The 24,866-nt window shown below is 65.4% G+C and carries 23 protein-coding genes; 11 read left to right on the forward strand and 12 right to left on the reverse strand.

Annotated features, from left to right (window positions below; translation table 11 throughout):
- Window positions 1-259: 259 nt before the first annotated feature.
- Genes ASN89_RS16785 through ASN89_RS16795 form a run of 3 tightly spaced genes read right to left on the reverse strand, consistent with a single transcriptional unit; the run spans window position 260 to window position 3,575 of the window.
- The gene (locus tag ASN89_RS16785; protein ID WP_046681794.1) at window positions 260-1,627 is read right to left on the reverse strand and encodes a sigma 54-interacting transcriptional regulator; all 1,368 of its coding nucleotides are present in this window, start codon (window positions 1,625-1,627) and stop codon (window positions 260-262) included.
- Window positions 1,624-2,166 carry a hypothetical protein gene (locus ASN89_RS16790; protein WP_235501995.1) on the reverse strand — a complete coding sequence of 181 codons (543 nt, stop codon included), beginning with the start codon at window positions 2,164-2,166 and terminating at the stop codon, window positions 1,624-1,626. Before ASN89_RS16790 ends, ASN89_RS16785 begins: the two co-directional genes overlap by 4 nt.
- The gene (locus ASN89_RS16795; protein WP_058050081.1) at window positions 2,163-3,575 is read right to left on the reverse strand and encodes an ATP-binding protein; all 1,413 of its coding nucleotides are present in this window, start codon (window positions 3,573-3,575) and stop codon (window positions 2,163-2,165) included. The genes ASN89_RS16790 and ASN89_RS16795 overlap by 4 nt, the downstream gene beginning before the upstream one ends.
- A gap of 282 nt (window positions 3,576-3,857) precedes the next feature.
- Between ASN89_RS16795 and ASN89_RS16800 the strand changes: the two genes are divergently transcribed.
- Window positions 3,858-6,728 (forward strand): insulinase family protein, encoded by a 2,871-nt coding sequence (locus tag ASN89_RS16800; protein ID WP_058050082.1) that lies wholly within the window; start codon window positions 3,858-3,860, stop codon window positions 6,726-6,728.
- Between the two features lie 126 nt (window positions 6,729-6,854).
- Here the strand turns inward: ASN89_RS16800 and ASN89_RS16805 are convergent, their stop codons facing one another.
- Both ASN89_RS16805 and ASN89_RS16810 read right to left on the reverse strand, forming a co-directional pair.
- Window positions 6,855-7,259 (reverse strand): VOC family protein, encoded by a 405-nt coding sequence (locus ASN89_RS16805; protein WP_046681798.1) that lies wholly within the window; start codon window positions 7,257-7,259, stop codon window positions 6,855-6,857.
- 57 nt (window positions 7,260-7,316) lie between these two features.
- Complete coding sequence (locus tag ASN89_RS16810; RefSeq protein WP_058050083.1) at window positions 7,317-8,207, reverse strand: helix-turn-helix transcriptional regulator; 891 nt, start codon at window positions 8,205-8,207, stop codon at window positions 7,317-7,319.
- Between the two features lie 127 nt (window positions 8,208-8,334).
- On the opposite strand from ASN89_RS16810, the gene ASN89_RS16815 reads away from it, so the two are divergent.
- Complete coding sequence (locus ASN89_RS16815; protein WP_058050084.1) at window positions 8,335-9,378, forward strand: methyltransferase domain-containing protein; 1,044 nt, start codon at window positions 8,335-8,337, stop codon at window positions 9,376-9,378.
- A 117-nt stretch (window positions 9,379-9,495) separates the two neighbouring features.
- A complete protein-coding gene (locus ASN89_RS16820; protein WP_046681801.1) occupies window positions 9,496-10,248 on the forward strand; it encodes an SDR family oxidoreductase in 753 nt (250 codons plus the stop codon).
- On the opposite strand, the gene ASN89_RS16825 is transcribed toward ASN89_RS16820, so the two are convergent.
- A complete protein-coding gene (locus ASN89_RS16825) occupies window positions 10,245-11,144 on the reverse strand; it encodes a LysR substrate-binding domain-containing protein (protein WP_058050085.1) in 900 nt (299 codons plus the stop codon). The two genes, ASN89_RS16820 and ASN89_RS16825, sit on opposite strands and share 4 nt — an antisense overlap.
- Before the next feature lie 112 nt (window positions 11,145-11,256).
- Here ASN89_RS16825 and ASN89_RS16830 point away from each other — a divergent pair, with 112 nt between their 5' ends.
- Window positions 11,257-12,516 carry an MFS transporter gene (locus tag ASN89_RS16830; protein ID WP_058050112.1) on the forward strand — a complete coding sequence of 420 codons (1,260 nt, stop codon included), beginning with the start codon at window positions 11,257-11,259 and terminating at the stop codon, window positions 12,514-12,516.
- On the opposite strand, the gene ASN89_RS16835 is transcribed toward ASN89_RS16830, so the two are convergent.
- Window positions 12,513-13,172 carry a helix-turn-helix transcriptional regulator gene (locus ASN89_RS16835; RefSeq protein WP_058050086.1) on the reverse strand — a complete coding sequence of 220 codons (660 nt, stop codon included), beginning with the start codon at window positions 13,170-13,172 and terminating at the stop codon, window positions 12,513-12,515. The genes ASN89_RS16830 and ASN89_RS16835 overlap by 4 nt on opposite strands.
- Window positions 13,173-13,296: 124 nt before the next feature.
- On the opposite strand from ASN89_RS16835, the gene ASN89_RS16840 reads away from it, so the two are divergent.
- From ASN89_RS16840 to ASN89_RS16860, 5 genes are read left to right on the forward strand one after another with little or no spacing between them, the layout of a single operon-like run.
- Entirely contained in the window at window positions 13,297-13,779 is a 483-nt protein-coding gene (locus ASN89_RS16840; RefSeq protein WP_058050087.1) for a DUF2165 family protein, read from the forward strand.
- Window positions 13,780-13,825: 46 nt separating this feature from the next.
- Entirely contained in the window at window positions 13,826-14,926 is a 1,101-nt protein-coding gene (locus tag ASN89_RS16845; protein WP_058050088.1) for an efflux RND transporter periplasmic adaptor subunit, read from the forward strand.
- 15 nt (window positions 14,927-14,941) lie between these two features.
- Window positions 14,942-18,034, forward strand: coding sequence for a MexW/MexI family multidrug efflux RND transporter permease subunit (locus tag ASN89_RS16850; RefSeq protein ID WP_058050089.1), 3,093 nt, complete (start codon window positions 14,942-14,944; stop codon window positions 18,032-18,034).
- The gene (locus ASN89_RS16855; RefSeq protein WP_058050090.1) at window positions 18,031-19,419 is read left to right on the forward strand and encodes an efflux transporter outer membrane subunit; all 1,389 of its coding nucleotides are present in this window, start codon (window positions 18,031-18,033) and stop codon (window positions 19,417-19,419) included. The genes ASN89_RS16850 and ASN89_RS16855 overlap by 4 nt, the downstream gene beginning before the upstream one ends.
- 24 nt (window positions 19,420-19,443) lie before the next feature.
- On the forward strand, window positions 19,444-20,019 hold the full coding sequence (locus ASN89_RS16860) for a DUF1349 domain-containing protein (RefSeq protein ID WP_058050091.1): 576 nt from the start codon (window positions 19,444-19,446) through the stop codon (window positions 20,017-20,019).
- A gap of 18 nt (window positions 20,020-20,037) precedes the next feature.
- Here ASN89_RS16860 and ASN89_RS16865 read toward each other — a convergent pair whose 3' ends face one another.
- The 4 genes from ASN89_RS16865 to ASN89_RS16880 form a co-directional block, all read right to left on the reverse strand.
- A complete protein-coding gene (locus ASN89_RS16865; RefSeq protein WP_235501996.1) occupies window positions 20,038-20,931 on the reverse strand; it encodes a ZIP family metal transporter in 894 nt (297 codons plus the stop codon).
- Between the two features lie 24 nt (window positions 20,932-20,955).
- Window positions 20,956-21,864, reverse strand: a complete 909-nt coding sequence (locus tag ASN89_RS16870; protein ID WP_034752585.1) for a manganese catalase family protein — start codon at window positions 21,862-21,864, stop codon at window positions 20,956-20,958.
- A 29-nt stretch (window positions 21,865-21,893) separates the two neighbouring features.
- Complete coding sequence (locus ASN89_RS16875) at window positions 21,894-22,250, reverse strand: hypothetical protein (RefSeq protein ID WP_046681809.1); 357 nt, start codon at window positions 22,248-22,250, stop codon at window positions 21,894-21,896.
- A 107-nt stretch (window positions 22,251-22,357) separates the two neighbouring features.
- Window positions 22,358-22,825: a hypothetical protein gene (locus ASN89_RS16880; RefSeq protein WP_058050092.1), complete on the reverse strand. Its 468-nt coding sequence runs from the start codon at window positions 22,823-22,825 to the stop codon at window positions 22,358-22,360.
- A gap of 78 nt (window positions 22,826-22,903) precedes the next feature.
- Here ASN89_RS16880 and ASN89_RS16885 point away from each other — a divergent pair, with 78 nt between their 5' ends.
- Together ASN89_RS16885 and ASN89_RS16890 are read left to right on the forward strand one after the other, a co-directional pair.
- Window positions 22,904-24,214, forward strand: a complete 1,311-nt coding sequence (locus tag ASN89_RS16885; protein WP_058050093.1) for an SDR family oxidoreductase — start codon at window positions 22,904-22,906, stop codon at window positions 24,212-24,214.
- Window positions 24,202-24,666: a DUF2269 family protein gene (locus ASN89_RS16890; RefSeq protein WP_058050094.1), complete on the forward strand. Its 465-nt coding sequence runs from the start codon at window positions 24,202-24,204 to the stop codon at window positions 24,664-24,666. The genes ASN89_RS16885 and ASN89_RS16890 overlap by 13 nt, the downstream gene beginning before the upstream one ends.
- A 15-nt stretch (window positions 24,667-24,681) precedes the next feature.
- Here ASN89_RS16890 and ASN89_RS29030 read toward each other — a convergent pair whose 3' ends face one another.
- Entirely contained in the window at window positions 24,682-24,855 is a 174-nt protein-coding gene (locus ASN89_RS29030) for a hypothetical protein (RefSeq protein ID WP_160309262.1), read from the reverse strand.
- Between the last annotated feature and the right edge of the window lie 11 nt (window positions 24,856-24,866).

Consider the following 24,866-nt stretch of genomic DNA (forward strand, 5'->3'; position numbering starts at 1 on the left):
CTCTCAATGAAGTTAAAAGCTTCTTACTTGGATAAAGCAACACTTTGAAGCGTCACATCTACCCATACAGCAAGCGCCGTGCCAGCTTTTAAATTGTATTCAAAATCAAGGACTTACATCCCATCTCGATTTTTCCAGCCCATTTCGCGGCGATCTGGCCCGAAAAAAGGGGCTTTTTGTCGCCTGGCAGCGACAGCTTGTGGCAAGACCGTCAATGTTTTACGCCAAGCCCCTGATTTTTAACGCTTTATTTTTGTCGCTATTCAGCGACAGGGTCGCCATCGCCCCGGAACAGGGCCGGCGTCAGCTCGTATTTCTGTAATAAGCGGTAGAACTCCGTGCGGTTGCGGTCGGCCAGGCGGGCCGCGTCGGCCACGTTGCCGTCCGTCAGGCGCAGCAGCTGAATCAGATAGTCGCGCTCGAAGCGCTGCTTGGCTTCGTTATAGCTGAGCGCTTCCAGCGACGGCACGCGTAGGGCTCGTTGCACCAGCGACAAGGGCACCAGCGGCGCCGTCGCCAGCGCGCACACTTGCTCGACGACATTGACCAGCTGGCGCACATTGCCGGGCCATGGTGCGGCCACCAGGGCCGTCAAGGCGTCGGGCGCGAAACCGTTCAAGGGTTTTTGATACTTGGCTGCCAGTTTCTGCAGGAAATGGTTCGCCAGCAGAGAGATATCTTCGCGGCGCTCGGCCAGCGGCGGCAAGGTCAAGGTCACGACGTTCAGGCGGTAATACAGGTCTTCGCGAAATTGCCCCTCGGTCATCGCCACGTCCAGGTCGCGGTGCGTCGCCGACAGCAAGCGCACGTCCACCGGACGCGTCTGGTCGGCGCCGACGGGGCGCACGGCCCGCTCCTGCAGCACCCTCAGCAGTTTGACTTGCAGCGGCAGCGGCATGTCGCCGATCTCATCCAAAAACAGGGTGCCGCCATCGGCCGCCTGGAACAAGCCTTCGCGGTTGCCGACGGCGCCCGTAAACGATCCCTTCACGTGGCCGAACAGTTCCGATTCCAGCAGCTGCTCGGGAATGGCGCCGCAGTTGACGGCGATGAACGGCGCCTTGGCGCGGCGGCTGGCATTGTGCAGGGCGCGCGCCAGCAACTCCTTGCCCGTGCCGCTGGGGCCGCGAATCAGGATGCTGGCATCGGACCCGGCCACCAGCTTGGCTTCGGCCAGCAATTCGGCCATCTGCGAACTACGGCTGATCAGCTCGGCACGCCAGCTCTCGTCGCCGGACGCTTGCGCCGGCATGACGGTGGACAAGTTGATGGCATACGCCACTTTTTCCATCAGCAGCTTGCCGTCGAACGGTTTCGTCAGATACGCAAACGCGCCGCGCGCCGTCGCGTCGACAGCGTCGGGAATGGTGCCGTGGGCAGTCAACAGGATGACGGGCAGGGCCGCATGCTGGCGGCGGATTTCATCAAACAGGGCCAGGCCGTCGCGGCCCGGCAATTGCACGTCGGTAATGACCAGGGCCGGCAATTCCACGGCCAGGCGCGCCAGCGCCGCTTCCGCGCTGCCCACGGCCGTCACGCGATAGTTGCCCGCCTTCAGGCGGATGGTCAGCAGGCGCAGCAGGTCGGGATCGTCGTCGACCAATAAAATGTGGGCGTGCTCGCTCATTTCGGCGCTCCCGCAGCAGGGCGCACGGACAGGCTGCGCTCGATATTCTTTAACGCTTCGAGTTTTTCATTGAGCAAGTCGTTGCGGCGCTGGGCGTCGCGCAGCTGTGTGTTGAGCTTGTCGATGCTCTCTTCCTGGCGGCGCAGTTCCGCATACTGGCTGCCCAGCAATTGTGCCAGCGGCGCCAGCAGTTGCGCATCCTTGCCCGTGGCCGTGGCCAGCGGTTCCAGCAAGGCTTGCGCGCGGGCCAGGTCGCCGGGGCCGCGCAAGGCCGCTTGCAGCATGGCGCGGCGTAGCGTGTTGTGCGGCGCATGGTCGGCTTTCGCCAGGTCCAGCTGCGCTTTCACCAGTTCCGACGGCGTCATCAGGCGCAAGGCGCTTTGATACGCGAGCAGTTCGGTCAGCTGGGGATCGGCCACCACCACCACGCGGGGCGGCGTTTGCACCAGCACGGGCGTCTGGATGGGGGGCTTGGCGGCGCAAGCGCCCAAGAGCAATGCGCAGGCGGCCATGGCGGCCAGGGAAATTCTCGTCATCATAAGGGCAGTTCTATCCGAAAATGCGCGCCGGCGGGGCGCGGTAAAAGAGTGACGCTGCCATCATGGGCGGCGATATATTCGCGCACGATGGACAGGCCGATGCCATTGCCGTTACGCGCGCCGGCCGCCTGGCGCACTCCTTGGTAAAACGGTTCAAAAATACGCGCGGCATCCTCGGGCGCCACGCCGGCACCCTCGTCGATGCAATCGATGCATACGCGGCCGCCTTCGCAAGACAGGGTGAAGCGCACGGTGCCGCCTTCCGGGCTGAAGCGCACGGCATTCGACAGCAAATTCGCCAGCGCCGTCGCCAGCTTGTCGCGGTCGGCCTGCACGATCAGGGACTCGCCCTGCACCTCGACCGTCAAGCGGCGGGCCAGCCATTGCAGGCGCTGCCCGGCCACCACATCTTGCAGCAAGACGAGCAAATCGACCTTGCTGTGTGCCAGATGCTGGGCGTCAAAAGCGGCGGTATTGTAGCGCAGCAAGTCCTCGATCTGGGTTTGCAAGGACGCCGTGTTTTGCTGCAGGATGCCGGCGATCTCGCGCTGGCTGTCGCTGAGCTTGCCCGCCACCTCGTCTTCCAGCAAGGCCACGCCTTCGCGCAGGGCCGCCAGTGGGGTTTTCAATTCATGCGAAATATGGCGCAAAAACCGTTCCTTGTCGGCATCGAGGTCCGCCAGGCGCTGGCGCAGCCAGTCCAGCTGCTGGCCCAGGCGGCGCGTGTCGGCCGGGCCGCCGACGACGATGGGCTGGTCGTAGCGCTTGTCGCCCAGGCGCTCGATGGCCGTCTTGATGCGGCGCAGCGGACGCGACAACAGAAAACCGAAGCAGGTGGCCAGCACGGCCGCCAGCAGCACGGCGCCGCCGACCAGCATGCCCAGCAGGCGGCGCTGACGTTCCAGCTCGGCCAGCAGGGCGTCGTTGCGGCTGCCGATTTCCGTCTTGCTTTCGCGCGCCAGGCTGTCATTGATCTGCGCCATGCGGGCAAACGCGCGGTATACGACGGCGTGGCCATCGCGCTTGCGGCGCTTGCCCGCCTGTAAAACTTCCCAGGCCGATTGCGCCTGCACCGTCCATTCGTCGGCCAGCTGGGGAGCGAACTCGGGCGTGGCCCGGTTCAGCACTTGCAGCGCCGCCGTCGCTTCGTCGCGGGCCGCCGCGAAACGCTCGCGGAACACGGGATCATCGAGCACGAGAAACTGGCGCGCGCTGCGCTCCATGGCCAAGGTGCGCTCGGACAGGCGCTGCGACTGTTCCGTCAGGGCAATCGCCTGCGCCGCCGTCTCGCGCCCCAGCCGCGCCAGATGTTCCAGGGTCAGCAGGGCTTGCACGGAGGTAGCCGTCAAAATGCCCGTCGTCAAAATGAAGGCGGCAAATAACAGTTGGCGAAAGGAAAGTCGAGACAAGGTAGGCGCCTTCGGTTCAGTCTGGAGAGTAAAAGGCGCATGGTACGCTAAGCCTCCATCGCGGGGCGCCAGCTGTCAAAAATAGCCTATTTGGCAACCTTGTTGCTTTTGCGTCCGACAAGCAAGCGGCGGCGGCGGCGCGCAGATACTCCTAGTACAATAGGGAAAAACTTCATACAGGCATCAAAGTGGCCCCGGCCCTGGCATTACGCCGCTTTGCCCCCACATGTGATGCAGCCCCACCGACTATCCGAATCACCTACCGCAGAGATCCCATACCGCATGAGCACATTTGAAAAAGTCAGCAGCAACTTCATTCCAGTCTTGCAGGCAACCATCGAGCAATATGTCGAGCCAGCAACGGGCATGCGCCATATCCACATGCATACCGAGCAGGCTGAGATGGTGTTCCTGGTGGCCTTTCCCACTGTGCCCGAAGTGAGCGACGGGCGCGCCCACATCCTGGAACACCTGGCCTTGTGCGGCTCGTCGCGCTACCCGGTGCGCGACCCGTTCTTCTCGATGCTGCGCCGCTCGACGGCCACGTTCATGAATGCAATGACCTATGCGGACCGCACCGTGTACCCGTTCGCCAGCACCGACCGCAAGGATTTCTTCAACCTGCTCGACGTGTACCTCGACGCGGCCTTCTTCCCGAACCTCGATTACCTGAATTTCCGCCAGGAAGGCTGGCGCCATGCGTTCGAAGGCGACAAGCTCGTGTACCAGGGCATCGTCTTCAATGAAATGAAGGGCGCGTTCAACAGCCCCATGCGCGCGCTCGACAGCGGCATCGCCAGCGCCTTGCTCAAAGGCACGACGTATGAAGTGGAATCGGGCGGCGATCCGCTCGACATCCCAGAACTGACGCATGACATGCTGAAAGCATTCCACGCCAGCCATTATCACCCTTCGCAAGCCGTGATCATGACCGCCGGCAATATCGAAGCGTCGGCCGTGCAGGAACAAGTCGCCGAGCGCGTGTTGTCCAAGCTCAGCGGTTTCTCCGAACGCCGCCTGCCGCAGCTGGCGCCCGCATGGACGGCGCCACAGGAAAATATTGTGAAAATTCCTTCGCAGGAAGCGCGCGACGATGAGTTCGGTCTGCAATTCGCCTGGCTGATGGGCGAGTCGAGCGACCCCATCGCCTACTACCACGCGCATCTGCTGTCGCACGGCTTGCTCGGTGAATCGTCGGCGCCCGTCATGCGCGCCATGGAATCGGCCGGCTATGGCCGCCCATCGGACATGAATGGCCGCGACGCGGGCATCCGCCAGATGGTGTTCCACATCGGCATGGAAGGTTTAACCCAAGAACAGATCGCCGATGCGCACCAGCGCATCTGGACGGCCCTGGAAGAGACGGCGGAAGAGGGTATTCCCGCCGCCGTGCTGCACGCGGCCTTGCGCGACATCAAGTACAGCCAGCGCGAAATCAGCAGCGGCCGCATGCCTTACGGCCTGGGACGCTTGCTGCACGCCTTGCCGCTGGCCATGTATGGCGGCGACGTGATGGACGCGTTCGACAATGCGGCCATCCTGGAAACCCTGGAACAGCAGATCGACGATCCTGAATTCTTCAAGCAGCTGGTGCGCGAGCTGATCGCCAATCCGACCCGCTTGACGACGCACGTGGTGCCCGACAGCGCCTACTTCACGGCCCGCGCCGCCCAGGAAGACGCCAAGCTGGCGGCCTTGCAGGCGACGCTGACGGATGCCGAGCGCGAGCACATCGTGGCCGAGTCCGCCGCGCTGGAAGCGCATCAGCAACTGCCATCGAATTCCGAAGTCTTGCCGCGTATCCGCCCTGGCGACGTCAGCGCACTGCCGCGCCCAGCCCTGCCGATTCCAGCCGCCGTCGACGGCGCCGTGGCGTTCAGCATTGCTTCCAACGGCATCAGCTATGCCAACGTGCTGTACGACGTGTCGAACTTGCCGGAAGCATCGTGGCCATGGCTGCGTTTGTACACGGACCTGGCGCCGGAACTGGGCGTGGGCGACATGTCGTTCGACGACGCCAGCGCCTGGCGCCAGAGCATGGTCCCCTCGTTCCACATCGGCCTGGAAGCCATTCCCCGCCCGCAACAGGCGATGCGCGTGGAACTGTCGTTCTCGGCCAGCGGCTTGCGCGAAGAACATGCGGCCATCGCCGCCGTGCTGTCGGCCTGGATCGCCAAGCCCCGCTTCGATGAAGAAGAGCGCCTGGCTTTCCTGATCGAAAGCCTGGTGCAAGACAAACTCTCCAGCCTGGCCGAGTCCGGCAACCGCTACGCCATGCTGGCCTCGGCAGCTCCCCTGTCGCCTACGCGCCGCTTTGACGACATCGTCGGCGGCCCGGCAGCGCTGCCGTTCTACCGCCGCTTGCAGCAGCTGAGCAAGACGTCGGTAGGCTTGCAGGAAATCGCGCGCGAACTCGACACCCTGCACGCGCACATCATCGCCCAGCAGCCAACCGTGCTGTGCGCCGGCCTCGAGCAGGATGGCATTACCCTGGCCCGCTTGCTGGAATTGCCGGCAGCCAGCACGGACGCTACCGCATCGACAGAGGCGGCCGCGCCGGCAGCTTTGCCGCTGGCCAACACGGCCCTGCATGCGACAAGCCAGATCAACCATTGCTTCGTTTCCTGGGCTGTGCCGGGCGTGCACAATCCGGACGCTTCAGCCCTGGCCGTCGCCGCCGAACTGATGACCAACCAGGTGCTGCATACGGCCCTGCGCGAAAAAGGCGGCGCCTATGGCGGCAGCGCCAGCTATGCGGCCGGCGCCGGCACGTTTACGTTAAGTTCCTACCGCGATCCGCGCCTGGCGGGCACGTTCGCCGACTTCGGCACGACCCTGGATCAAATCCTCGACGGCGAGTTCTCGCAGGAACAAGTGGAAGAAGCCATCATCTGCGTCATCAAGGGCCTCGACAAGCCGCACTCGCCGTACGCGGAAGCGCTGACGGCGTGGAACATGCAGCAGCGTGGCACGACGGAAGCCGTGCGCCAGCAATTCCGCACCGGCGTGCTCAATTGCACCCTGGCGCAGATCAAGGAAGTCACGCGCACGTGGCTGAAAAACGGCCAGCCGAGCCGCGCCGCGTTTGCGGGCAATACGACGCAGGATCTGGCCGGGCTGGAAGTGGTGGATTTGCTGGCGCTGGCTTCCTAAGCTGGGCAGGCGGATCATGTCGGATTACGCGGCGTGCCGCCGCTAATCCGACCTACGAATCGGGTAGGTCGGATTAGCGCAGCGTAATCCGACAACATTGTTGGCCTGTCTTGTCGGATTGCGCTGCTACTGCGGTACAGCGCTCGGTTCCATATACATCAACTCCCACTGGTGTCCATCCGGATCCTGGAAACTATGTCCATACATGAAGCCGAAATCCATCGGCTCCTTGTAGATGCTGCCGCCCGCCTGGACGGCCTTCGCCACCAGCTCATCGACTTCACCGCGGCTCTCGGCCGACAGACACACGAGCACTTCCGTCGCCACCTTGGTGTCGCACAGCTGCTTGGGCGTGAATTGCTTGAATTTGTCGTGCGTCAACAGCATGACGAAAATGTCGTCGGCGACGATCATGCACGTCGCCGTTTCATCCGTGAAATGGGCATTGAAACTGAAGCCCAGCGCCGTGAAAAACGCGACGGAGCGTTCCAGCGACTGGACAGGCAGATTGACAAAGATTTTGCGGGCCATCATGTCTCCTTGTGGGTCGTATGAATATGTGCTGCCCGCCGATTCTACACCGGCTGTTCAGCCCTTCGCGCGCGCCACGGTCTTCGGCGCGTAGCCGAAATAGCGGCTGAACGCGGCGCTGAAATTGGCTGGGTGGCGATAACCGGTTTGCCAGCCCGCCTGCGCCACCTGGCAACCATTTTCCAGCAATAACTTTGCCCGCTGCATGCGCAGCGCCAGCAGGGTGCGCTGCGGACTGTCGTTGTAGCGGTAGCGCCATCCCTGTTTGAGCTTGAACAAGCTCAGTCCTGCTTGCGCACACAGGTAATCGAGCGTGAGTTCCTGTGCCATCTGTTCCTGCATCAGCGCGTGGACGCGTTCCAATCTGGCGATATCGGCCTCGGACCAGCGCGGCACGGGAGAGGGCGCCGGCCGCAGTGCCCGCAGCTGTTCCGCCAACAGACTGAGCACGCCGATATGCACGTCCAGCGGGTCCGTCGCGCGCAGCAGCGAGCGCGCGTGCAGGGCGGTGCTGCGCGTCGTGGCCGCATGCGCCAGCTGGCGCGCGCCGCCTTCGGGCAGCAGGGACGCCAGGCCTTCCGGCCAGTAGCGCGCCAGCGCCTCTTCGCCCACCAGCACGCGCAACTGCGCCGCCCGCTGATTCGCCTCGAAACGGCGCTCGCCGCTCGTGTGGCGAAACGCCGTCACCGTCGTATGGCCGCCCCGGAAACGCAATTGTTCGCCATCGCGCGTGACGTAGCCGGACGCGCCTTCCAGGCCGATGGTGATCACCATGCCGCCCGCATCGTCATGCTTCGATTGCTCGACGAGCGCCAGCCGCGGACGGTAATCGGAATGCACAAGCAGCAAGCCCTGGTCGACCTGGCGCTGGTCGGCGCGGCACTCGCCCATCCCCGGGTCCAGCTGGCGCCGCGTCCAGCCCGCCGCTTCCCTGTCTTGTCCCCTCATCGCTCCTCCCGTCCTTTCGCGCCGTCGCGCATACGAAATACGCCGTGCCGCATTCAAATGCAAATGATAATTATTCTCATTGTTGCATAAAATTGCGCTTATGCCCATCTCGTCGAAAGGAACTTTCATGTCATTCACGTCACAGCATGCCTTGCAGCCTTACTGGGACCTGGCCGTCGCGCCCGTGCAAGCGGACGGGCTGGCCGCCGCCCTGGAACTGGGTATTTTCGATGTGCTGGCCACGCCGCACACGCCGGCGCAGCTGGCCGACACCCTGTCGCTGCATGCGCCGCACACGGCCCTGCTGCTGGAACTGCTCTGGAGCATGCAGGTGCTGGAGCGCGACGGGGCCGCTGCGGATGCTGAAGCAGACACACAACGCTACCGCTGCACGGCCAGCACCTTGCAGTATTTCTGCCGCAACTCCGTGGCCTTTTGCGGCGATGCCTGGCTATACCGGCTGCATGCGCTGCGTCACTTCGCCACGCAGTTACCTGCCCTCGTGCGCGACGGCGGCAAGGTGGCGCCCTACAACACGGCGAACGGGGTCAACTGGGCCGCCGCCGCACAGCAGCAAATTGGCCAGGAACAACGTGCCGTCACCATGCGCGCGGCCCTGTCCGTGATGCAGCGCATCGCCCCGTTTGCGGACGGCAACACGCCCTTGCGCCTGCTCGACGTAGGCGGCGGCCCGGGCTGGGTGGCCATTGCGCTGGCGCAAGCCCATGCAGGCTTGCACGGTTGCGTGTTCGACTGGCCGGAAACGGTGGCCGTGGCGGCCGCCAACATCGCCCATGCACAACTATCCGACCGCCTGGAAACCTTGGGTGGCGACCTGGGCTGCGACGACATCGGCAACGGCTACGACCTGATCTGGTGCTCGTCCGTGCTGCATTTCGTGCCCGACATGGCGGCGGCCTTGCGCAAGATGCAGACAGCGTTAAAACCCGGTGGCGTACTCGTCTGCGTACAGGCGGAAATCGCCCCGGCGCCGGGCGACGCGGCACGCGTGCTGCCGTACTACTTGCCGATGCGCATGCTGGGCCGCAAGGTGACACGGCACGGTGAATTGGCGCAGCTGCTGCGCGACACGGGCTGGCGACAAGTGGAGCAGTACGGCGCCAGCGATTTCCCCATGGCGCCCGTGCAAGTGCTGATTGCTCGTGCCTAACAATTACCATTTAGCAATTATCTTTTTTATAGCAAAAAGGGACGCAAATGCGCTAAGCTGTGCCGGCATTGATCGATGTCATCCGCAGCACTCTGCTGCCTCCACAGGGAATCCATCATGAGTCTACATATCGCAGGGAAAGTCGTCGTCATCACCGGTGCCAGCAGCGGCCTGGGAGAAGCCACCGCGCGCCATCTGGCCGCACTGGGCGCTTCCGTCGTGCTTGGTGCGCGGCGCATGGATTTGCTCACCATCATCGCCGAGGAAATCACGGCGGCCGGCGGTCAGGCCGCCATCGCCCAGACCGACGTGACCCAGGCGGGCGACCTGACGCGTTTGATCGACACGGCGCTGGCCGTGTTCGGCAAGGTCGACGTGCTGATCAACAATGCGGGGTTGATGGCCATCGCGCCGATGAGCGCCTTGAAGGTCGACGAATGGAATAACATGATCGATATCAACATCAAAGGCGTACTGAACGGCATCGCCGCCGTGCTGCCGCATTTCCAGGCGCAAAACAGCGGCCACATCATCAATATCTCGTCGGTGGCGGGACAAAAAGTCTTCAGCCCGGGCGGTACCGTCTACAGCGGCACCAAGTTTGCCGTCAGCGCCATTTCGGAAGGCTTGCGCCATGAGCTGGCGGCCAGCGGCGGTACCATCCGTACCACCGTCATTTCACCGGGCGCCGTGGACACGCCACTGAGCGAGGGCAGCAGCCATGCCGAGAGCGCCAAGGCCGTCAAGGAGTTCTACGAGATTGCCATTCCCGCCGCCTCAGTGGCGCGCGCCATCGCGTATGCGATCGAGCAGCCAGCCGACGTGAGCATCAATGAAATCGTGCTGCGCCCGACGGCGCAGGCGTTTTAAGCGGAATCTTGCTGCAGCGACTCGATAATCAGGCTGGCCAGGCGCTCGACGGGCGGCCTGGACACGCTGGACGCACGCAGCAGTTCCAACGACAGCGGGGGCAGGGCGGGCAAGCCCGCCGCCACGTGATCGAGCGCACGCACGCTTGAGGGCAAGCCCAGGCCCGTGCGCACCGTCACGCCCAGTCCGGCTGCTGCCGCCGCCCACAGGCCGGCCAGGCTGGGACTGGTAAACGCCGTGCGCCAAGCGATGCCGGCATGGTCCAGCGCCTGCGTGGCGCAGCGCTGGAACAGGCATTCGCGGTCAAACGCAATGAGCGGCAACGGCTCGCCCGACTCAGGCCGCCAGGCCAAGCTGGACGAGGCGATCCAGCGCATGGCCGGTTCGGCAATATGCTGGCGCTGCTGCTGCGGATACTCGGCCACGTCGGCGATGCCGGCGCCGCCCCACAGCAGGGCCAGGTCCAGCTGCCCCATGGCCAGGCCTTCCATCAAGGCCGTGTTGCGCGCCACGTGCGCCTCGATGCGCACTTTCGGATGCGCGCGGGCAAAACGCCCCAGCACATCGGGCAGCAAGGCTTCGCCAAAATCCTCCTGCAAACCCAGCCTGATCCAGCCTTCCAGTTCCGCTCCGCGCAAGGCGACGGCCGCCTCGTCATTGAGTTCCAGCAGGCGGCGCGCATAGCCGAGCAAAACTTCGCCGGCCGGCGTCAGCGCCAGCCCCCGTCCATCCTTGCGGAACAAGGGCATGCCCGCCTGCTCCTCGAGTTTTTTCAGCTGCGCGCTGACGGCCGAGGTGGAACGCCCCACCTTGTCCGCCGCGCGGGCAAAGCTGCCCAGCTCAATGCCAGCCACATAGCTGCGCAAGAAGGCGATGTCGAAATTAAGCAGGCTCATGGTGCAGATGCAATCGTCCGGTTTTATGGGATGGTTTAACGTAAATTATCTGATATTCAGAATGATCGTACTGCGCAACACTGTCAGGGTCAACCACTTTCCTGTCCTTGCCATGAGCACCAATTGCCAAGCTATTCCTGTCCCCGCCACCACGCCCGCGCTGGGCGACGCCCACCGCTGGAAAGTCCTGGCCGTCGGCGTGGCGGCCAATGCCAGCTTTTCCGCCGCCGCCAACGGCATGCCCACCACGGCCATCTGGCTGCGCAGCGGCTATCACCTGAGCAATACGGAACTGGGGGTGGCGCTGGGCGCCATGGGTCTGGGCGTGGCCTTGAGCGAATTGCCCTGGGGCATGGCCACCGACCGCTGGGGCGACCGCCCGGTGCTGCTGACCGGCTTGCTGGGCACCATGCTGGCGCTGTTGACCTTGCTGCTGTGGATCACGCCGGCTGACGGCGCCGTGCCGCCCCTGTGGGCGCTGGCGGCCGGGCTGGCGCTGGTCGGCGTGCTGGGCGGCAGCGTGAATGGCGCCAGCGGCCGCGCCGTGATGCGCTGGTTCGGCCCCCGCGAACGGGGTTTCGCCATGAGCATCCGCCAGACGGCCGTGCCGCTGGGCGGCGGCCTCGGCGCGCTCGTCCTGCCCAGCCTGGCATCGCGCTATGGCTTCATGCCCGTGTTTGGCGCCCTGGCCCTCATATGCGGCCTGTCGGCGTTTTTTACGTGGCGCTGGATGCATGAGCCCGATTTATCTGCCGAGGCCGCCACAGGCCCGCACAACGCGCCCACGGGCCTGATGAAAGACCAGGCAACATCGCCCCTGAAAAACCGTAGGGTCTGGCGCATGGTGGCCGCCATCGGCTTGCTGTGCGTGCCGCAGTTTGCCGTACTCAGCTATGCCACCGTGTTCCTGCACGATGACGGCCACCTGGGCCTGGCGGGCATCACGGCCGTGATGGTGGCCCTGCAGGCTGGCGCCATGGTGATGCGCATCTGGAGCGGACGCCACACGGACCGCCACGCGAACCGGCCCGCCTACCTGCGCGGCTCGGCCCTGGTGGCGCTGGCCACGTTCATGCTGCTGGGAATGGCCGCCGCATGCGATGCGCCGGGCTGGCTGTTGATGGCCGCCGTGGTGGTGGCCGGCATCGCCGTGTCCGCCTGGCATGGCGTGGCCTACACGGAGCTGGCCACGGAAGCGGGCGGCGCCAACGCGGGCACGGCCCTGGGCATGGCGAACACGGCCGTCTACGTGGGCTTGTTCCTCACGCCGATTGCCATCCCGCATTTGCTGGCGGCCAGCAGCTGGCCCGTCGTGTGGTGGCTGGCGGGGCTGGTGGCGCTGCTGGCCCGCCCGCTGTTTCCGAAAGCCTAGGGCAGCGCCCTGATCCGGTACACGCAGCGCATGGCATTGGCCAGCACGTGCTGCTCGCGCACGATGCTGGCGCCCGGTCCCACCACTTCCTGGAACAGCTGCAATTCGGAGCGGCAAAAACCCTGGCAAGTGCGCGCGGCGGCGCAGATGGGGCAGTGATCCTCGATCAGCAGCCAGTCGTCGCCGTCTTCTTCCACGCGCGCCATATAGCCCTCCTCGTCGCGCACGGCCGCCAGTTGCCGCAGGCGCGTGGGCAAGTCCGGCGCCGAACACGTCAGCGCATACGCGCCGCGGCTTTCCTCTTCGCGCTGGGAAATTAACTTGTCCAGGCCCGCCTCGCCGAACAACTGGCGCACGGAACCGATCAGCTTGATCGTCAGCTGCGCATGCGTGTCGGGAAAGCGCGCATTGCCTGCTTCCGTCAAGACCCAATTCTGGCGCGGCCGGCCCGCGCCCGCCTGCGCTTCCTGGCGTCCCTCGATCAAGCCCGCCGCCACCAGCTTTTGCACTTGTTGGCGCGCCGCCTCGCCCGTCATGTCCAGGGTCTTGGCCAGGGTCGCCGTGGAGACGGGTCCCTTGGTCTTGATGAAATACAGGATGCGCTCCGTCGTTTGCGGCGCCTCGCTATTATCCAAACGTTTACTTGTGTAATTCATTTCACTCAACTATCATGGGCTCAGTTAACCAACTAATTGCTTGCATAATAGGCCGGTAGCTCCCCGCTGTCGAGGAGTTTCCACGTCCGCATGCCGGCAAGACACTCTTTGGACGGGAATCACCATGCAGCTGCAGCACTCGATCTGGCTGTTTCACGCCATCCTCGCCACCGGCCTGGCCACTTGGCTCAGCCTGGCCGCCATCAACAACCTGCATGCCTTCCACGGCTCCGTCTGGGCCATCGGCAACACCATGCGCATGGATCCGCTGCGCCAGGATCCCACCATCCAGACGCCGCTGCTGCGCCGCGCGCTCACGTCCTTGCGCTTGCACCGGCTGGCGCTGGGCGTGGTGCTCACCTTGCAACTGCTGGCCGCCATCGCCGCCTGGACGGGCGTGGCGCTGTTTTTTGGCGCGTCGCTGACGCAGGCGCTGCCCTGGCTGAACCTGGCCCTGTGCGCCATGGCCGCCTTTTTGCTGCTGATGCACCTGGGCGGCCTGTGGTTCGGCTACTGGATCGCGCAGGAAGGCTTGCAGACGACGCACCTGGTGCTGCTGCTGTGGACCCTGGCGCTGTTTTTCACCTTCAACGCGCAGCGGACCTGATCAGCCTCCGCTGCGCCTCTTCTTCCCAGTTGTAAAGGACTTCATCATGCATACGAAAATCGTCGGCGCCTCCGCGCTGGCCGTCACCCTGGCCGTCGCGGGCGCCGCCCTCTATCCGCGCGCCGACTCCCATGCGGCCGATGCCGCCGCCTACCCCGCCACCAAGGTGGCGCTGGTGCCCGTCGTGCTGGGCACGCAGGAGCGCTACTTCGCTGGCGTGGGCGAACTGGAAGCGGCGCGCCAGGTGCAGGTGGCGGCCGAAACGGGCGGGCGCATCACGCAGATCCGCTTCGAGTCGGGGCAGAGCGTGGCGGCCGGCACCGTGCTGGTACAACTGAATGACGCCCAAGAACAGGCAATGCTGCTGCGCCAGCGCGCGCAGCTGAAAAACGCGGAAAGCAGCCATGCCCGCACGGCGCAGATGGTGAAGGAAAAGGCGGCCACGCAGGAGCAGCTCGATAGCGCCCTGGCCGCGCGCGATGCGGCGCTGGGCGACGTGCGCCAGACGCAAGCGCTGATCGCGCAAAAGACCATCCGCGCGCCGTTCGCCGGACAGCTGGGCATCCGCAAGGTGCACGCGGGCCAGTACCTGAACGCGGCCGACACGGTGGCCAGCCTGATCGACACGAAGTCGCTGATGGTGAACTTCGCCCTTGATGAACAGAGCAGCGCGAAGCTGGCGCCAGGCCAGGCCGTGCAAGTGCTGGTGGACGCCTATCCCGGCGACGTCTTCACGGCCAAGATCAACGCCATCGACCCGCTGATCTCCCGCTACCGCATGGTGCAGGTGCAGGCGGCGCTGAACAACCCGCGCGGCGCGCTCAAAGCGGGCATGTACGCGAACGTGCGCGTGGCGCGCGAAGCGGGCCGGCAGCTGACGGTGCCGGAAACGGCCGTGACCTACAGCGCGTATGGCGACACGGTCTTCGTCGCGCAGCAGGAAGGAAAACAGCCGCTCACCGTCAAGCGCGTGGGCGTCAAATTGGGCGAGCGGGCAGGGGGCCGGGTGGCCATTCTTGACGGCTTGCGCGAAGGCCAGCGCGTGGTCGCCTCGGGGCAGCTGAAACTGGCCGACGGCATGGCCGTGCAAGCCGTGGCCAATACCCTGGACGAGGCCAAGCGCGCCGTGCCCAAGGCTGGCTCGTAAAGGAAAGACATCACCATGAAATTTACCGATCTATTCGTACGCCGCCCCGTGCTGGCGCTGGTCATCAGCACCTTGATACTGATGCTGGGCGTGATCGCCCTCCTGCAACTGCCGATTCGCCAGTATCCGATGCTCGAATCGTCGACCATCACGGTGAAAACCACGTATCCGGGCGCTTCGGCGGAACTGATGCAGGGTTTTGTCACGCAGCCGATCGCGCAAGCCGTATCGTCGGTGGAAGGCATCGATTACCTCACCTCGTCGTCGGTGCAGGGCAGCAGCACGGTCACCGTGCGCATGGAGCTGAACCGCGATTCCACGCAGGCGCTGACGGAAGTGATGGCCAAGGTCAACCAGGTGCGCTACAAGCTGCCCGAAGGCGCTTTTGACCCCGTCATCGAGCGCTCGGCCGGCGATTCCTCGGCTGTCGCCTATGTCGGCTTTGCCAGCGAAAGCGTGTCCGCACCCGCGCTGACGGACTACCTGGCGCGCGTCGTGCAGCCGATGTTCGCCACCATCGACGGCGTGGCAAAGGTCGATGTGTATGGCGGCCAGCAGCTGGCCATGCGCCTGTGGATCGACCCGGCGAAACTGGCGGCGCGGGGCCTGACGGCTGCCGACGTGGCCGACGCCGTGCGACGCAATAACTACCAGGCGGCGCCCGGCAAAGTGAAGGGACAATTCGTCGTCTCGAACATCAGCGTCAACACGGATCTGACCAGCGTGGCGGAGTTCCGCGACATGGTCATACGCAAGGGCGGCGATGACGGCGCGGCGCTCGTGCGTTTGAAGGACGTGGGCACGGTGGAACTGGGTGCGGCCGCCACGGAGACGAGCGGCATCATGGACGGCGTGCCGGCCGTGTACCTGGGCCTGTCGCCGACGCCGGGCGGCAACCCGCTGGTGATCGTCGACGGCATCAAGAAGCTGCTGCCCGAGATCCAGAAAACCCTGCCGCCGGGCGTGAAAGTCGAGCTGGCGTTCGAGACGGCGCGCTTCATCCAGTCGTCCATCGACGAGGTGGCGCACACCCTGCTCGAAGCATTGCTGATCGTCGTCATCGTCATCTACCTGTGCATGGGTTCCTTGCGCTCCGTGCTGATACCCGTCGTGACGATCCCGCTGTCGATGCTGGGCGCGGCGGCATTGATGCTGGCCTTCGGCTTCAGCATCAATCTGCTCACCTTGCTGGCGATGGTGCTGGCCGTGGGCCTGGTGGTCGATGACGCCATCGTCGTGGTGGAAAACGTGCACCGGCATATCGAGGAAGGCAAGACGCCCGTGGCGGCCGCCCTCGTCGGTGCACGCGAAGTGGCCGGCCCCGTGATCGCCATGACGATCACCCTGGCCGCCGTGTATGCACCGATCGGCATGATGGGGGGCTTGACGGGAGCGCTGTTCAAGGAATTCGCGCTGACCCTGGCCGGCGCCGTGGTGGTATCGGGCGTGGTGGCCTTGACCTTGTCTCCCGTGATGAGCTCCTTGCTGCTGCAGCCGAAACAATCGGAAGGGCGCATGGCGCTCGCCGCCGAGCATTTCTTCGAAGGTCTCACCAGCCGCTATGCGCGCCTGCTGGACCGCTCGCTGCACCACCGCTGGCTCAGCGCCGGTTTCGCCGCGCTGGTGATGGTCAGTTTGCCGTTTTTATACCTGCTGCCACAGCGCGAACTGGCGCCGGCGGAAGACCAGGCCAGCGTGCTGACGGCGATCAAGGCGCCGCAGCACGCCAACCTCGATTACGTGGAGCGCTTCTCGTACAAGCTCGATACCATCTACAAAAATATCCCCGAAACGGACTCGCGCTGGATCATCAACGGCGGCGAAGGTCCGGCATCGAGCATCGGCGGCATCAACCTCACGCCGTGGTCCGAACGGGCGCGCAACGCGGCCGTCATCCAGGCCGAATTGCAGCACGCCGTGGGCGACGTGGAAGGCACGAGCATCTTCGCCTTCCAACTGGCGCCCTTGCCGGGATCGAGCGGCGGCTTGCCCGTGCAGATGGTCTTGCGCAGCGCGCAGGATTACGCCACCCTGTTTCGCACCATGGAAGACGTCAAGCAGCGTGCGCGCACAAGCGGCCTGTTTGCCGTCGTCGACAGCGACCTCGATTACAACAACCCGGTGGTCAAAGTGCGCGTGGACCGTTCCAAGGCGAACAGCCTGGGCATCCGCATGCAGGACATCGGCGAATCGTTGGCCGTGCTGGTGGGCGAAAATTATCTGAACCGCTTCGGCATGGATGGCCGCGCCTATGACGTCATCGCGCAAAGCCCGCGCGAACAGCGACTGACGGCGCAAGCCCTGACGCAGCAGTACGTGCGCGCCGACGATGGCAGCCTGCTGCCCCTGTCCGCCGTTGTGTCGGTGAGCGAACAGATTGAGCCGAACATGCTGACGCAGTTCAACCAGCAAAATGCGGCCACCTTCCAGGGCGTGCCGGCGCCGGGCGTAACCCTCGGCGACGCCGTGACCTTCCTCGATGGCGTGGCCAAGACCCTGCCGCCGGGCTTCAGCTATGACTGGCAATCGGACGCGCGCCAGTTCGCCACGGAAGGTAATGCGCTGCTGCTGGCCTTCCTGGCGGCCGTCGTCGTCATCTACCTGGTGCTGGCGGCGCAGTATGAAAGCCTGACGGACCCGTTGATCATCCTGATCACCGTGCCGCTGTCGATTTGCGGCGCGCTGATTCCGCTGGCCCTCGGTTACGCCACCGTCAACATCTACACGCAAATCGGCCTCGTGACCTTGATCGGCTTGATCAGCAAGCATGGCATCCTGATGGTGGAATTTGCCAACGAATTGCAGGTGCATGAACAGCTGGACCGCATCACGGCCATCCGCAAGGCGGCGCAGATCCGCTTGCGCCCGATTTTGATGACGACGGCGGCCATGGTGGTGGGCCTGGTGCCGCTGCTGTTCGCCTCTGGCGCGGGCGCCAATAGCCGTTTCGGCCTCGGTGTGGTGATCGTCTCGGGCATGTTGATCGGCACCTTCTTTACCCTGTTCGTGCTGCCCACCGTGTACACCTTTCTGGCCCGCCGCCACACGGCCGACCATGCCACGCCGCGTGCGCGCGATTTGTCGCAGGCGCTGAAGGAATCCTCATGAAAAATTACCGCTATCTTGTCGCTCTTTTCCCCGTGCTGGCTGGCTGCACCGTCAGTCCTGCCTACGTCACGCCGGGCACGCCCGACATCACCCTGGCCAGTCCGCAGCAAGCGCAATTCGCCCCCGGCGCGAGCGCCGTCAGCGAGGCCGCCTGGTGGACGTTTTTCGACGATGCGCGCCTGTCGCAGCTGATCGCCAGCGCGCTAGAACACAACCTCGATATCGCCCAGGCACAGGCGAACCTGCTGGCCGCGCGCGCCGTCTTCGACGAACGCCGGCTCGATGAACTGCCTGCCGTCACGGGCCAGGCGGGATGGCAGCGCACGGTGCAGCAAGACACACCAGACAGCCGCGCCGCCAGCGCCAGCACGCGCGTGGGCTTCGATGCGCAATGGGAGATCGACCTGTTCGGCCGCCTCGCGCACATGAGCCGTTCGGCGCAGGCGCGCGCCGACGCAGCGCAGGCGGACTTGCGGCAGGTGCAGCTGACGATCGCGGCCGAGGTCGCGCGCAATTACTACGAGGCGCTGGGCTACCAGCAAAACCTGGCGCTGACGCAGGCGCAGGTGCACAGCTGGCGCGACACGGTGGCATTGAGCGACGCGCGCATAAGCGCCGGCAGCGGCTTGCCGGAAGAGCGCCACAACGCGCTGGCCAACCTGGCGCGCAGCGAGGCGATGCTGCCGCCCTTGCAGGCGGGCTTGCGCCAGGCGCAGTACCGGCTCGATGTGCTGAGCGGACAAGCGCCAGGCGCCATCGCGCTGGCGACGGTACCACGCCAGGAAGCGCCGCTGGCGGGCCAGCTGCCGCTCGGCGACGTGAACCGCCTGATCAAGCAGCGTCCCGACGTGGTGCGCGCCGAGCGCCTGCTGGCCGCCTCCAGCGAAAACGTGGGCGCCGCCACGGCGGACCTGTACCCGCGCCTGAGCCTGGGCGGCTTTTTGGGCTTCTTCGCGCTGCGGGGCAGCGGCGTATTCGACGGCGGCGCGCACGCCTTCGAGGTGGCGCCATCGGTCAGCTATCCGGCCTTTCGCCTGGGCAGCGTCAAGGCGCGCTTGCGCGGCACCCAGGCCGAGGCGCAGGGCGCGCTGGCGCGCTATGCGCAGGCCTTGTTAATCGCGCAGGAAGACGTGGAAAACGCCGTCACGCAGCTGGCGGAAAACCAGACGCGGTTGGCGTCATTATTGCAGTCGGCGCGCCACGGCAACGCGGCCCTCGGCATCGCCAGCACGCGCTATGCGGGCGGTTCCGGCAGCTACCAGGCCGTGCTGGAAAACCAGCGCGCCTTGTACGATATTCGGCGCGAAGCGCTGCTGGCGGAAACGGCGTCCTACATCGATGCGATTGCCCTGTACAAGGCGCTGGGATGGGGGCACACTATGTAGTATTTTCGATCAAAAGGAGAGACGATGTTCACGCAAGGCAGCTGGCTCAATGCACCGGAAAACTGGTCCGCCGACGGCGCGCAATTGCGCGTGACGACGGACGCCAACACGGATTTCTGGCGCAAGACCTCATACGGCTTTATTCGCGACAGCGGCCACTTTTTCGGCACGCAAATCGATGGCGATTTCACGGCGCAGCTGCACGTGGCGGCGCAGTACGCGTCGCTGTACGATCAGGCCGGCCTGATGGTGCGCATCGATGCGGAAAACTGGATCAAGTGCGGTGTCGAATTTTCCGACGGCCAGCTCTTATTGAGCACCGTGCTGACGGTCGATACATCCGATTGGGCCGTCAGCATTGCTCCTGCCATGCCGGACGGTTTCTGGCTGCGCGTGACGGTGGAAAAGGGCGCCATCCGCGTGCAGTATTCGACCGATGGCAAGCTGTGGCCGCTGCTGCGCCTGGCGCCGTTTCCCGTCGCATCGCGCTACCTTGTCGGCCCCATGTGCTGCACCCCGGAACGGGCCGGGCTCGAAGTCGTGTTTTCGCAGTTTTCCACCGGACCGGCACTGCAAAAGGATTTGCACGATCTCACTTAGAACGCCATTGCGCCTTGCTTAGCTGAGCGCCGTATCGAGCACCATCATCAGGAGAAAACCGAACACCAGCGCGATACTGGCAAAACCGCCATTGCCGCTGCGCTGCGCCTCGGGAATGGCGTCGTGCACGATGACGAACAGCATGGCGCCGGCAGCCGCCGCCAGGCCCCACGGCAGCAGGGCGGACGACAGGCCGATCAGCGCCAGGCCGGCCAGCGCCATCACCGGCTCAACCAGACCGGAGGCGGCGCCCATGGCCACCGACCAACGCCGGCCGTAGCCCACGCTGCGCAGCGCCAGCGCCACGACCAGCCCTTCCGGCACGTCCTGGATGGCAATGCCGGCCGCCAGCGCATTGGCGCGTTCCAGCGCCACGCCCGCATAGCCGACGCCGATCGCCAGCCCCTCGGGCAGGTTGTGCAAGGTGACGGCCAGCACAAAAATCCACACTCTTTTCAGGCTGCTGGCGGCGGGCGCGGCGCCCTGTACGCGTTCGCGCACGACCAGGTTGAGCACGACGATCAGCAGCATGCCGAGGCCCATGGCAAAGGCCACCAGCAGGCTCGCGTGCATGGGCGTTGCCACGCGCTGCCTGGCCGCCGCCAGCGCCGGCAACACCAGTGAAAACACGGTGGCCGCCAGCATCACGCCGGCGCCAAAACCGAGGAAGCAGTCGTAGCTGCGCTGCGAAAATTTATGCGACAACAGCACCGGCACGGTCCCCAGCGCCGTGGCGGCAGCGGCCATGGCGCCGCCGATCAGGGCCGGCGCCAGATGGGCATGGCGCAGCCCCAGCTGGGCCGCCAGCGCGTACAACAAGAAGAGCAGCAGCGCGCCGCACAGGGCAAAGCCCAGTGCATGGGGCCAGGACCAGTGTCTGGCCAGGGCCTGCAGCGCGCGCGGCGTGTTCACGCTGGTGGTGCCCGGCCAGCTGCGCTACAAGGGCATGGACGAGGTGCCGCCATCGCGGCCGTTGGGCCGCATGCCCAGTTCCGCGCCCGTCAACGGGTCGGCATCGGGATTCGATGCCGTGCGCGCGGCCATCTGCTGCACGGTGGCCAGTTCGTCCTGCGGCAATTTCACTTCCGCCTCGCCCGTGCCGCCGTCGACGGCCATCTGCTGGCGCGGGTCGGAAATGTACTGCCACTTGCCGCCCTGGTTCCACGGTCCCCGTTCCTCGCCCGGCCCCTGTGACATGTTGAAATACACGTCCGCGTACTGCGGGTCGCCCGGCAGTTTGCCGGGCGGGAAATTGGGCTCGATCGAATACAGGGCTTTTTCAAACGACTTCTGGTGTGCCACTTCGCGCGTCATCAGGAAACCCAGCGCTTCCTTCACGCCCGGGTCGTCCGTCAGGTTGATCAGGCGCTCGTAGACGATCTTGGCGCGCGCCTCGGCGGCGATGTTCGAGCGCAGGTCGGCCGTCGGTTCGCCGATGGTATCGATGTAGGCGGCCGTCCACGGCACGCCGGCCGAATTGACCAGCGGGGCGCCGCCGCCGTACAGCACCTGCGTCACGTGGCTGTCGTTGCCCGCGCCCGTGATATTGCGGTACAGCTCCGCCGCCTGGTCGACGCCCTCGGCCAGCCGCCCCTTGGCGCCCTTGTTGAGCATGACGACGATATTGCCGATCACTTCCAGGTGGCTCAGTTCTTCCGTCGCGATATCGAACAGCATGTCCTTGCGGCCCGGATCGTCCTCCGACAAGGCTTGCGTGAAATAGCGGCAGGCGGCGGCCAGCTCGCCCTGCGGGCCGCCGAATTGTTCCAGCATCAGGTTGGCCAGCCCGGGATTGGGCTGCTCCACCCTGACCGTGTATTGCAGTCGCTTGTTGTGTGCAAACATGGTGCTCTCCTCGTTCGCAGCACGCCGGTCTACTCGTGCTGATTCAGTGATCTGTGGATGTCCTTCGACTCGTTGCGGCCCGGCCGGTCGTCGGCCAGCTTGCCCGCTTCGCTCTGCGGCCGCTGCGCCGCGCCCTTGACGTGGGCGTTGTCGTCAGATTGCGTCAGGGTGGGCAGGTTTTCCTGCTCCACCGGGTCAAGCCCGCCCTGCGGCGTGATGACGTCGTTGGCCCAGTGGCCGCTGTTGGCATTGCCGCTGGCCAGCTTGCCGCCGCCCTGATTGGCATACGCATCGCCCTGCGACTGATTGACGTCGCTCTTGTCCATGCGCGTGTTGCGGCCCTGGTCGGCGGGATGCTGGGGCGTATTACCGTGTTTTTCCTGCATGCGCTTCTCCTCGGTTGGTGGATGAAGTTCCATGCTACTGGCGCGCAACGGCCGGCAAGATAGGCGCGCGGCGGGCCGGCGTGTAGGAAAGTGACTCGCGCAGCGCCTCAGCGCCGCCGCAGCCACAGCGCGCCGGCGGCCAGGCCGATGCCGAAGGCGCCGTACACCAGCAGCAGCGAGGGGCGCGACAGGCGCATCTCGTAGCCGGGCTGCAAACGGTGCGGCGTCAGCTGGTAATCCGTGAAACAGGCCACGGCCGTGGCGCCGGCCGCCGCCGCGACGGTGGATGCCACGCGGCGCCGGTCGAGGATGCGCGCCGCATAGCGTTCGAACAGCACGCCCCAGAACATGGCGCTGCAATGGTGGATGACATAGCCGACCAGGGTATGCCTGAGCGAGGCGTCGTCGCGGTGCGCCGCCTGGTCGCCCCACAGCCAGTGGCTGACGGCGTTGACGGCGGCGAACACGCTGCCCGTTTCGCGCCGGCCGCACAGGGCCAGGGCGGCGGCGGACAGGAGGGAGGCAAGGCTGCCCGACAGGGCGCCGTGATGCAGGGTGGTAGGCAAGGCTGGCATGGTGGTTCTCCCGTAGTAAATGCGGTAATGAACTGAAACGCAAAAGGCGAATCCAACTCCCATCAGGAAAGGGCATCGATGCGCATACTGCTGACGGGGGCGAGCGGTTTCATCGGAACGCATGTTTCGACCGCGCTGCTGGCCGAAGGTTTCCAGCTCGCGTGCACGACACGTCGCGCGCCGCCCCGCGCGCCCACCGGCCAGGAGCAGCGCGTGCACCTGATCGAGGCCGATTTTGCGCGCGACACGGCCAAGGCCGCGTGGCTGCCGCGCCTGGCCGGCATCGATGTCGTCATCAACTGCGTCGGCATCATCGCCGAGCATGGCCCGCAGACGTTTGCGGCCCTGCACACGCAGGCGCCGCGCGCCCTGTTCGCCGCCTGCGCCGAAAGCGAGGTGCAACTGGTGATACAGCTGTCGGCCCTGGGCGCGGACGACGGCGCCGTCTCGCCCTACCACCTGAGCAAGAAGGCGGCCGACGATTTTCTCGCCAGCCTGCCGCTGCGCGCCGTCATCGTGCAGCCTTCGCTCGTGTATGGCGACGATGGCGAGAGCGCGCGCCTGTTCCGCATGCTGGCCAGCCTGCCCGTGTATCCCCGCTTCGGCCGCGCGCCGCAGCCGGTGCAGCCTGTGCATGTGGACGACCTGACCGATGTCATCGTCGCGCTGGTGCGCGGCGCGGGCGCGCTGGGCGGCCAGAAGACGCGCCGCGTGCCCGTCGTGGGGCCGCAGGCGCTGCCGTTTGCGGCCTACCTGGCGGCGTTGCGCTCAGCCATGGGGCTGGGGCGGCTGCGCGTCGCGCCGCTGCCCAGGTGGCTGATGCCGCCCGTGCTGCTGCTGGCCAGGCTGCTGGGCTTTGCCATGCCGGACCGCGCCACCCTGGGCATGCTCGAGCGCGGCAATACAGCCGATGCGGGGCTCACGCGGCGTTTGCTGGGACACGCGCCGCGTCCCGTGGCGCAGTTCATCAGCGACGCGCGCGGCGCGGCCGTACGCGCCCAGCTCGACTGGCTGCTGCCTGTGCTGCGCCTGTCGATTGCCATCGTGTGGATCGCCACGGCCATCGTCTCGGCCGGCGTCTATCGAGTCGAAGACAGCTATCGCCTGCTCGAACGCAGCGGCGTGCCGCCAGATTGGGCGCCGCCGCTGCTGGCCGGCGCCTGCCTGTTCGACCTGCTGCTGGGCATGGCCACCCTGGCGCTGCGCCCGCCGTGGCGGCGCTGGCTATGGCCGCTGCAAGCCGCGCTCATCGTGTTCTATACCGTCTGGATCGCCGTATTCCTGCCGGAATTCCTGTGGCATCCGTACGGACCCCTGACGAAAAATCTGCCCATGCTGGCGGCCCTGTGGCTGCTGTACCAACTGGAGGAACATCCATGGAATACCTGATCGTCAAATGGCTGCACATCGTCTCGTCGACCCTGCTGTTCGGCACCGGCATCGGCTCGGCCTTCTACCTGCTGTTCGCGAGCCTGAGCCGCGACGTGCGCGCCATCGCCGTCGTCAGCCGCCACGTGGTGCGCGCCGACTGGCTGTTTACGGCCACGACGGTGGTGTTCCAGCCCCTGAGCGGCTTTTACCTGGCCCACCTGGCCGGCTTTCCCTTGAGCAGCCGCTGGATCGTCTGGTCCGTGGTGCTGTACCTGGTGGCCGGCGCATGCTGGATGCCCGTCGTGTGGCTGCAGATGCGCATGCGCGACATGGCGCAAACGAGCGCGCGCGACGGCGTCGCCTTGCCGGCGCTGTACTGGCGCTACCTGCGCATCTGGGCGGCGCTGGGCGTGCCCGCCTTCTTCGCCCTCATCATCGTGTTTTACCTGATGACGGCCAAGCCGGCGTGAGCGCGCCGGTGCCCTTCAATGTTTGCGGCCCTGCTTCTTGCCGCCGCCGGCCCCCTTGCCGGAACCGGCCTTGGTATGGCTGGCCGCATCCTTGCCGCGCTTGCCAACGTCATTGTCGGTGCTACTTTTGTCTTCCGTGGGGGCGGCCGATTGGCGATTCTGGCCGGCCTGCGATTTTTGCTTGGGCATGACGCGCTCCT

It is taken from the genome of Janthinobacterium sp. Ant5-2-1, from assembly GCF_001445815.1.
Classification (GTDB): Bacteria; Pseudomonadota; Gammaproteobacteria; order Burkholderiales; family Burkholderiaceae_D; genus Janthinobacterium; species Janthinobacterium lividum_E.

Excerpts from the sequence above, each read along its gene's own strand:
- ASN89_RS16870 (WP_034752585.1), bottom strand. The coding sequence starts at position 21,864 with ATGTTTGCACACAACAAGCGACTGCAATACACGGTCAGGGTGGAGCAG.
- ASN89_RS16785 (WP_046681794.1), bottom strand. The coding sequence starts at position 1,627 with ATGAGCGAGCACGCCCACATTTTATTGGTCGACGACGATCCCGACCTG.
- ASN89_RS16800 (WP_058050082.1), top strand. The coding sequence starts at position 3,858 with ATGAGCACATTTGAAAAAGTCAGCAGCAACTTCATTCCAGTCTTGCAG.
- ASN89_RS29030 (WP_160309262.1), bottom strand. The coding sequence starts at position 24,855 with ATGCCCAAGCAAAAATCGCAGGCCGGCCAGAATCGCCAATCGGCCGCC.
- ASN89_RS16815 (WP_058050084.1), top strand. The coding sequence starts at position 8,335 with ATGTCATTCACGTCACAGCATGCCTTGCAGCCTTACTGGGACCTGGCC.
- ASN89_RS16820 (WP_046681801.1), top strand. The coding sequence starts at position 9,496 with ATGAGTCTACATATCGCAGGGAAAGTCGTCGTCATCACCGGTGCCAGC.
- ASN89_RS16840 (WP_058050087.1), top strand. The coding sequence starts at position 13,297 with ATGCAGCTGCAGCACTCGATCTGGCTGTTTCACGCCATCCTCGCCACC.
- ASN89_RS16835 (WP_058050086.1), bottom strand. The coding sequence starts at position 13,172 with ATGAATTACACAAGTAAACGTTTGGATAATAGCGAGGCGCCGCAAACG.
- ASN89_RS16885 (WP_058050093.1), top strand. The coding sequence starts at position 22,904 with ATGCGCATACTGCTGACGGGGGCGAGCGGTTTCATCGGAACGCATGTT.
- ASN89_RS16860 (WP_058050091.1), top strand. The coding sequence starts at position 19,444 with ATGTTCACGCAAGGCAGCTGGCTCAATGCACCGGAAAACTGGTCCGCC.
- ASN89_RS16845 (WP_058050088.1), top strand. The coding sequence starts at position 13,826 with ATGCATACGAAAATCGTCGGCGCCTCCGCGCTGGCCGTCACCCTGGCC.
- ASN89_RS16805 (WP_046681798.1), bottom strand. The coding sequence starts at position 7,259 with ATGGCCCGCAAAATCTTTGTCAATCTGCCTGTCCAGTCGCTGGAACGC.
- ASN89_RS16790 (WP_235501995.1), bottom strand. The coding sequence starts at position 2,166 with ATGATGACGAGAATTTCCCTGGCCGCCATGGCCGCCTGCGCATTGCTC.
- ASN89_RS16830 (WP_058050112.1), top strand. The coding sequence starts at position 11,257 with ATGAGCACCAATTGCCAAGCTATTCCTGTCCCCGCCACCACGCCCGCG.
- ASN89_RS16890 (WP_058050094.1), top strand. The coding sequence starts at position 24,202 with ATGGAATACCTGATCGTCAAATGGCTGCACATCGTCTCGTCGACCCTG.
- ASN89_RS16875 (WP_046681809.1), bottom strand. The coding sequence starts at position 22,250 with ATGCAGGAAAAACACGGTAATACGCCCCAGCATCCCGCCGACCAGGGC.
- ASN89_RS16850 (WP_058050089.1), top strand. The coding sequence starts at position 14,942 with ATGAAATTTACCGATCTATTCGTACGCCGCCCCGTGCTGGCGCTGGTC.
- ASN89_RS16825 (WP_058050085.1), bottom strand. The coding sequence starts at position 11,144 with ATGAGCCTGCTTAATTTCGACATCGCCTTCTTGCGCAGCTATGTGGCT.
- ASN89_RS16810 (WP_058050083.1), bottom strand. The coding sequence starts at position 8,207 with ATGAGGGGACAAGACAGGGAAGCGGCGGGCTGGACGCGGCGCCAGCTG.
- ASN89_RS16855 (WP_058050090.1), top strand. The coding sequence starts at position 18,031 with ATGAAAAATTACCGCTATCTTGTCGCTCTTTTCCCCGTGCTGGCTGGC.
- ASN89_RS16880 (WP_058050092.1), bottom strand. The coding sequence starts at position 22,825 with ATGCCAGCCTTGCCTACCACCCTGCATCACGGCGCCCTGTCGGGCAGC.